General features: G+C 40.7%; 8 protein-coding genes and 1 riboswitch. All 8 genes read left to right on the top strand.

The window, feature by feature from the left end:
• Window positions 1–429 precede the first annotated feature (429 nt).
• The 8 genes from C9J34_RS16600 to C9J34_RS16630 all read left to right on the top strand — a co-directional run bounded on the left by C9J34_RS16600 (window position 430) and on the right by C9J34_RS16630 (window position 5,993).
• Window positions 430–1,293, top strand: coding sequence for a hypothetical protein (locus C9J34_RS16600; RefSeq protein ID WP_107841295.1), 864 nt, complete (start codon window positions 430–432; stop codon window positions 1,291–1,293).
• Window positions 1,294–1,411: 118 nt separating this feature from the next.
• A riboswitch (cobalamin riboswitch) is annotated at window positions 1,412–1,593 on the top strand.
• Window positions 1,594–1,777: 184 nt separating this feature from the next.
• A complete protein-coding gene (metE, locus tag C9J34_RS16605) occupies window positions 1,778–4,060 on the top strand; it encodes a 5-methyltetrahydropteroyltriglutamate--homocysteine S-methyltransferase (protein ID WP_107841296.1) in 2,283 nt (760 codons plus the stop codon).
• Window positions 4,061–4,073: 13 nt separating this feature from the next.
• Window positions 4,074–4,274, top strand: a complete 201-nt coding sequence (locus tag C9J34_RS16610; protein ID WP_107841297.1) for a hypothetical protein — start codon at window positions 4,074–4,076, stop codon at window positions 4,272–4,274.
• Complete coding sequence (locus tag C9J34_RS16615; RefSeq protein ID WP_107841298.1) at window positions 4,256–4,447, top strand: hypothetical protein; 192 nt, start codon at window positions 4,256–4,258, stop codon at window positions 4,445–4,447. Before C9J34_RS16610 ends, C9J34_RS16615 begins: the two co-directional genes overlap by 19 nt.
• Before the next feature lie 64 nt (window positions 4,448–4,511).
• Window positions 4,512–4,646, top strand: coding sequence for a hypothetical protein (locus C9J34_RS22670; RefSeq protein ID WP_274523371.1), 135 nt, complete (start codon window positions 4,512–4,514; stop codon window positions 4,644–4,646).
• A gap of 110 nt (window positions 4,647–4,756) precedes the next feature.
• Window positions 4,757–4,990, top strand: a complete 234-nt coding sequence (locus C9J34_RS16620; RefSeq protein WP_107841299.1) for a hypothetical protein — start codon at window positions 4,757–4,759, stop codon at window positions 4,988–4,990.
• Window positions 4,987–5,538 carry a histidine phosphatase family protein gene (locus tag C9J34_RS16625; RefSeq protein WP_107841300.1) on the top strand — a complete coding sequence of 184 codons (552 nt, stop codon included), beginning with the start codon at window positions 4,987–4,989 and terminating at the stop codon, window positions 5,536–5,538. Before C9J34_RS16620 ends, C9J34_RS16625 begins: the two co-directional genes overlap by 4 nt.
• Before the next feature lie 8 nt (window positions 5,539–5,546).
• Window positions 5,547–5,993 carry an NUDIX domain-containing protein gene (locus C9J34_RS16630; protein ID WP_107841301.1) on the top strand — a complete coding sequence of 149 codons (447 nt, stop codon included), beginning with the start codon at window positions 5,547–5,549 and terminating at the stop codon, window positions 5,991–5,993.
• Window positions 5,994–6,214: the final 221 nt, after the last annotated feature.

A 6,214-nucleotide genomic window follows, 5' to 3' on the forward strand; every position in this document is an offset into this window, starting at 1 on the left:
ACGTCAGCGACAAATTCTTTTTGTATCGAAAGCGTAGTGGCAGATACAGAAGTCTCCCACCTCTATAGGTGGCGAGATGAATGCCAGCATTACATCTGCTTCAGTGGGTGTTCAAACACCGACTGAGAAAGAGGAACTCAGTCTAAGAACGCCACTACTGAGTGACCAATATCATGTTGGTCTAAGCCCCGGCGGATGTCACAGATTTTGAAGGGAGGCCTGCACGATGCAGGTCAGTTAACCATTGTCACAGGAGGTGACGCTTTTAGGTTAACTTCTGCTATGAGCGAGCTCAAAAAATCTGGACGGGAGTTAGCCTCAGCGTAATTGATAATCTTAGCGATATGCCAAAAAAGTAAGACCATTTCATACTTCCCTCACATTTCTACGCTATAGTAAAAAAGTAGATAGATGCTAGGAGGAAGTAAGATGAAAAAAATAATGACATTTGTTGTGCTGTGCTTTTTAGTTGTAACGCAAAGTGTAGCAGCGCATACAATGACAGAAAAAAATCTGTATGAGGACATGGATCCAGCTGCTGACAATGCACAGGAAATACTATTGTTAAATAGTTTAGGCTTGCTTGGTTATAATGGGCAAGATATGAAGCTGTCACAAGATGACAATTTATCGCGCATGGAATTTGCGGCGTGGGTTGCAGATTTTTTCCAGTTAGAAGCTGATAATTTTGAGCAACGAGCGAATGCTAGCTTACAGGAGGATTATGTGTCTTCTCTGCAAGGAGATATTACATATCAGGAGATAAATATCGCTTTGTTCCATAAAGCACTTGAGCTTGATAGCCCAGATGCAACGTTAACGAAGGCACAATATATTGATTTTATTTTTGAGCATTTGAATGACGATATGGGAGGGCATACGCTAGCACAAATGGGTGGTTTTATTGCAGGGCCAACAGGTGTGATTGAAGATGTGAAAACAGCGGATGGCACAGCTATTTTGGTGATTTCCGGAAAGGACTACCCATTATCAGGGCATCCACGTGTATCGGCAACTTCAGATAAGGCAGAAGATTGGCTAGGTAGTACAGTTGAGCTTTCTTATTTGACAACAGCCACTAGCGGTCATGGACATCACGATGGTGGTCACGACAATCATCATGACGAACAAGAGTCAAACGAAGAGGCAGCGGCATTGCATTATATTCAACTACAGCAAACAGAATCAAATGCAGTGGAGGAAGAAAGCACTAAAAACGGATGGCTTATACCAACAATTATTATTGCTCTATTGGCTGTATTAGCGTTGGTGTTTTTAAAGCGTAAATCATAAAGACTAGGTGTAGAGAAGAACCTCTACACCCCTTTTTTTTAAAACATACTAAAGAAATAAAAATATTAAGAAAAGATAGCATTTTCATATGGAAGTATGATACAGTAAAAGCATAATTGAATAATGTGTAAGATTTGGTGCCAAGCGAAAGTTTGGCTTAAAAGGGAAGTCGGTGTAAATCCGACGCTGTCCCGCAACTGTAAGTCGGAGCAACTCACAAATGCCACTGGTGAAAAACTGGGAAGGCTGTGAGGCGCAGTGATGACAAGCCAGGAGACCTGCCAAAATCTAGTACACACCAAATACCTACGTGGAAATAGGTGGTGAAAAGTAACAACAATTGTTACGAGTGCGCGATAAAACAGTAGCGAATGGGGTACCCATTACGTGTTTTTTTAGCAATGTTTGAATTTTTAGCCACTTTCCATAAAAGGAAAGTGGCTTTTTTGCATTAAAAATTCCTTTTGAGAGGCTGGGTTTAGGTATGACATATGTAGCAACAGCGATTGGTTATCCGTATATTGGAGAAAACCGTGAATGGAAAAAATCATTAGAAAAATTTTGGAAACAAGAAATAACAGAGGATGACTTTGTTAAACAGCAAAAGGAAATTCGTTTAAGCCGTATCGAAAAACAATTACAGCTAGGATTGAATGTTGTTTCAGTTGGTGATTTTACAAACTATGACCGTGTGCTTGATACAGCTGCTATGTTTGGACTTGTGCCGCAGCGCTTTAATTGGCAGGGCGGCAAGGTTGATTTGTCAACATATTATGCAATGGCGCGTGGAACGAAAGATGCAGTTGCATGTGAAATGACAAAATGGTTTAATACGAACTATCACTATATCGTGCCAGAATATGAGGGACAAACGTTACGAGTAACGGAAAATACGCTAGTCAAGCATTTTGTGGAGGCAAAGGCTGCATTCGATATTAGCGCAAAGCCCACATTCATTGGTCCTTATACATTTATTCAGCTAACAAAAGGCTATGACCGAGTATCGAAGGCGTCATTCGTTTTAGCCCTATTACCTTTATATACACAAGTCATCAAGGAATTAGTGGCGGTTGGCGCAGAGTGGGTACAGCTTGAGGAGCCTGCACTCGTTACGTCACTAGACAAAGAGGAAATTCAGCTTGTACAAGAAATTTATGCGCAGCTTACGACAGCGGTGCCAGAAGCAAAAATTATGCTACAAACATATTTTGAGTCTTTATCCGCATATGAACAACTGATTCAGCTTCCAGTTCAAGGAATTGGGCTCGATTTTGTTCATGGCTATCAAGATAATATGAATGCACTGCGCCAGCATGGGTTCCCAGCAGATAAAGTGCTAGCGGCAGGTGTGATCAATGGTCGCGATATTTGGCGTGCGAATTTAGCGGAAGTCAATGCAACGGTGAAGGCGATTGAACAGCTTTCAGATGCGAAAGAGCTGTGGATTCAGCCATCTTGCCATTTACAACATGCACCGATTACAACGAAATTTGAAACGAAGCTAGATGATATATTGCGTGATGCACTTGCTTTTGCTGATGAAAAGGTAGTGGAAATTGCGGAGGTCGTTGCGTATTTAGAAGGAAAAGAATCAACTGCTATCTCTGAGAGCATGAAGGCAATTGAAGCGTTGAAAAATCATCCGATTCGCAACAACAAGACGGTACAGCAAGCTGTCCAAACAATTGAGCAAGTAGATTTTGAGCGCAATACACCGTTTACAGAGCGTTTAACAATTCAGCAAAAGGCATTGCAATTACCATTATTCCCAACAACAACAATCGGCAGCTTCCCGCAATCTGATGAGGTAAAGCAAAAGCGCAATGCGTGGCGTAAAGGCAATTTAACAACTGCCGAATATAACGCGTTTTTAGAGCAAGAAACAGCACGTTGGGTTGCCATTCAAGAGGAGCTTGATATCGATGTGCTTGTGCATGGTGAGTTTGAGCGTACAGATATGGTGGAATATTTTGGTGAAAAGTTAACAGGCTTTGCATTTACTGAAAATGCTTGGGTCGTTTCGTACGGTTCTCGCTGTGTGAAGCCACCGATTATTTACGGAGATGTGGCACTTGAAACACCGATGACGGTAAAGGAAACGGTTTATGCTCAAAGCTTAACAAAGCGTCATGTAAAGGGCATGTTAACAGGTCCTGTGACGATTTTAAACTGGTCATTTGTGCGTGATGATATCGAACGAAAAGATGTCACATATCAAATTGCGCTAGCGTTACGCAAAGAAATTGAGGCGTTAGAGGAAGCGGGCATTTCAATTATTCAAGTAGATGAACCAGCATTGCGAGAGGGTCTACCTTTGCGTAAGGAGCATTGGTCTGCTTATTTAGAGTGGGCTGTAGGTGCCTTTAAGCTCGCAACGGCAAGCGTTCAAGATGAAACGCAAATCCATACGCATATGTGTTACTGCGAATTCAATGATTTTATCGAGCCAATTAGCGCGTTAGATGCGGATGTAATTTCCATTGAAACATCAAGAAGTCATGGAGAATTAATCAGCTCATTACAGCATAACCCATACGATAAAGGCATCGGTTTAGGTGTTTATGATATTCATAGCCCACGTGTGCCGAGTGAAAAAGAAATGCTAACGATTATGGAAGATAGTCTACAAGTGTTAGCGCGCAATCAGTTTTGGGTGAACCCAGACTGTGGTTTAAAAACACGTAAAGAGCCTGAAACGGTTGCGGCACTTGCGAACATGGTTGCAGCAGCGAAAACATTACGTCAGCAAATCGAGCAATCTGTTTAAAGAGGTGTATAACATGAATCAACATGAGCAAACGATTAGGCAAATTCAATTAAATAGCACATCACCATCGCTGCATGAGCAAGTAGCACAATTTGCCTTAACCTTTCGCAAAGAAGTTGAGGCATTAGACATTACTCAAATAGACGAGCTAGAAGACAGCGCTAATAAAGATGCTTATGTAAAGAGGAGAATACGATGGACCGACAAGCAGTGAAGCACTATGAACAAGTATTAAAATCAACGATTATGCAAATGCAACTAAACGGCGCATCACCATCATTGCATGAGCAAGTGGAGCAACTGATTGCGAGCGATAGAACAGATGAGCTTGAAATTCAACTAGCCTACAATCATGTGGTGCGCGAGTTAGTCGGAGAAGAATATTAAATCAAGGTGGGTCACTTTTCGGGGTGGCTCATCTTTTCTATAACTAAACAATGGAGGGGAGAAAATGAATAGCCTGCCAGATCATAATGACCTAGAAATTGAAACAAGTGTGCTAGATGAGTGCTGTGAGCAATGTGGCAGTCATAAAATATTAGATGATCAATACGATACGTATTTTTGTGTAATATGTCATTCATAACCGAGAGAACATGCGGTACTTTTAGTTGCGATTGTTGCACATTTATAGCAAAATAGAATAGATTATTACTAATTTTTACATATATTTCACAGTGTGGAGGAAGAAAGTAAATGAAAATCCGACAAGAAGATGATTATGTTATTATTAATGGTTTGGAAATCGAAGGAAGTATTGCAAATGAGCGCTGTGAACAATGTGGCAATAACAAAATTCGAGATGACAATTACGATGCTTATTTTTGTGCAACATGCAACAAGTGGTTGGAGGAAAAATGCAGTGATCCAGATTGCTATTATTGCCCGCAAAGACCCGATAAGCCAATTCCTGAGAGTTATATGAAATGATTAGCATCTATTTCGTACGCCATGCACATTCACATTATACACCGGATGAATACAACCGGCCGTTATCAGAAGAAGGATGGAAAGAGGCATATAAGCTAGTAAAGGTATTTGATACGATACATATTCAGGCAGTCTATGCGAGCTGTTATAAAAGAGCAATAGAAACGGTTCAACCAATCGCAGAGAGTAAGGAATTGTTAATTATACAAGATGAAACATTGAATGAGCGCGTTTTAGCGAAGGACAGTGTGGCTGATTTTGCAAGTGTTATCACTAAAGTATGGGCAGAGCCGACTTTTTCTTTTGATGGCGGAGAATCTAATGTAATGGCTCAAAAGCGCGTCATCCCAACAATCGAAAAATTACTAGACCGCCATCAAAATGAAAATATCATCATTGGCACACATGGTAACATCTTAACATTGCTATTAAATCATTTTGACAAACGATACGATATCACTTTTTGGCACAGCTTGAAAATGCCCGATATCATCGTAGCGAAATTCGAAGGCAGCGAATTGCTTTCAATAGCACGATTGACCGAATAGGAGATACGATGCAAACAAAAAATCATGGTTATATTTTTCGAGAGTTCATACAACTTCAAGAACATAAGATGGCACAGCTTGAGCAACTAGCTGGCTCCTACGCTATTATTCAAGCAGAGGGGAAATGGCTTATTTGTTATAACCGCTGGCGCAAGCAATGGGAACTGCCCGCGGGAAAGCGTGAAGTAGGAGAAACACCAAGACAGTGTGCGCTACGTGAGCTCTATGAGGAAACAGGACAAATAGTAACAGAGCTAACCTTTCTAGGTGTAGCAAAAAGTGAAAATATAGAGAATGGGAAAGGCAAATATAATCCCGTGTACTATGGAGAAATGGAGCAATTAATGTCTTTCATCGAAAATGAGGAGATGGCTCGTATTTTGCTATGGGATATGAACGAAGCGATTGATGTGATGGATGAAGTGGATTTGGCCATATTGCAAAGCATTTGCTAAAAAATAAGCGAGTATTTTTGAATTCTGTAGTTCAAAAGTAATGATTCGCACGCAAGATGCTCCTTTTCGCACGTTAAACAGTGAAATTCGCACATAAGACAACTAAATTCGCTCAAATAGAGGGGGTGTCTGGAAAATTATCACTTTCCAGACACCCCCTATTTTAATTAAAATCCTAATTTCCCAAACAATGCTTTTCTTGCATCTAATTCCACTTTGTG

It is taken from the genome of Metasolibacillus meyeri, from assembly GCF_003049505.1.
In the GTDB taxonomy this organism is placed as follows: domain Bacteria; phylum Bacillota; class Bacilli; order Bacillales_A; family Planococcaceae; genus Metasolibacillus; species Metasolibacillus meyeri.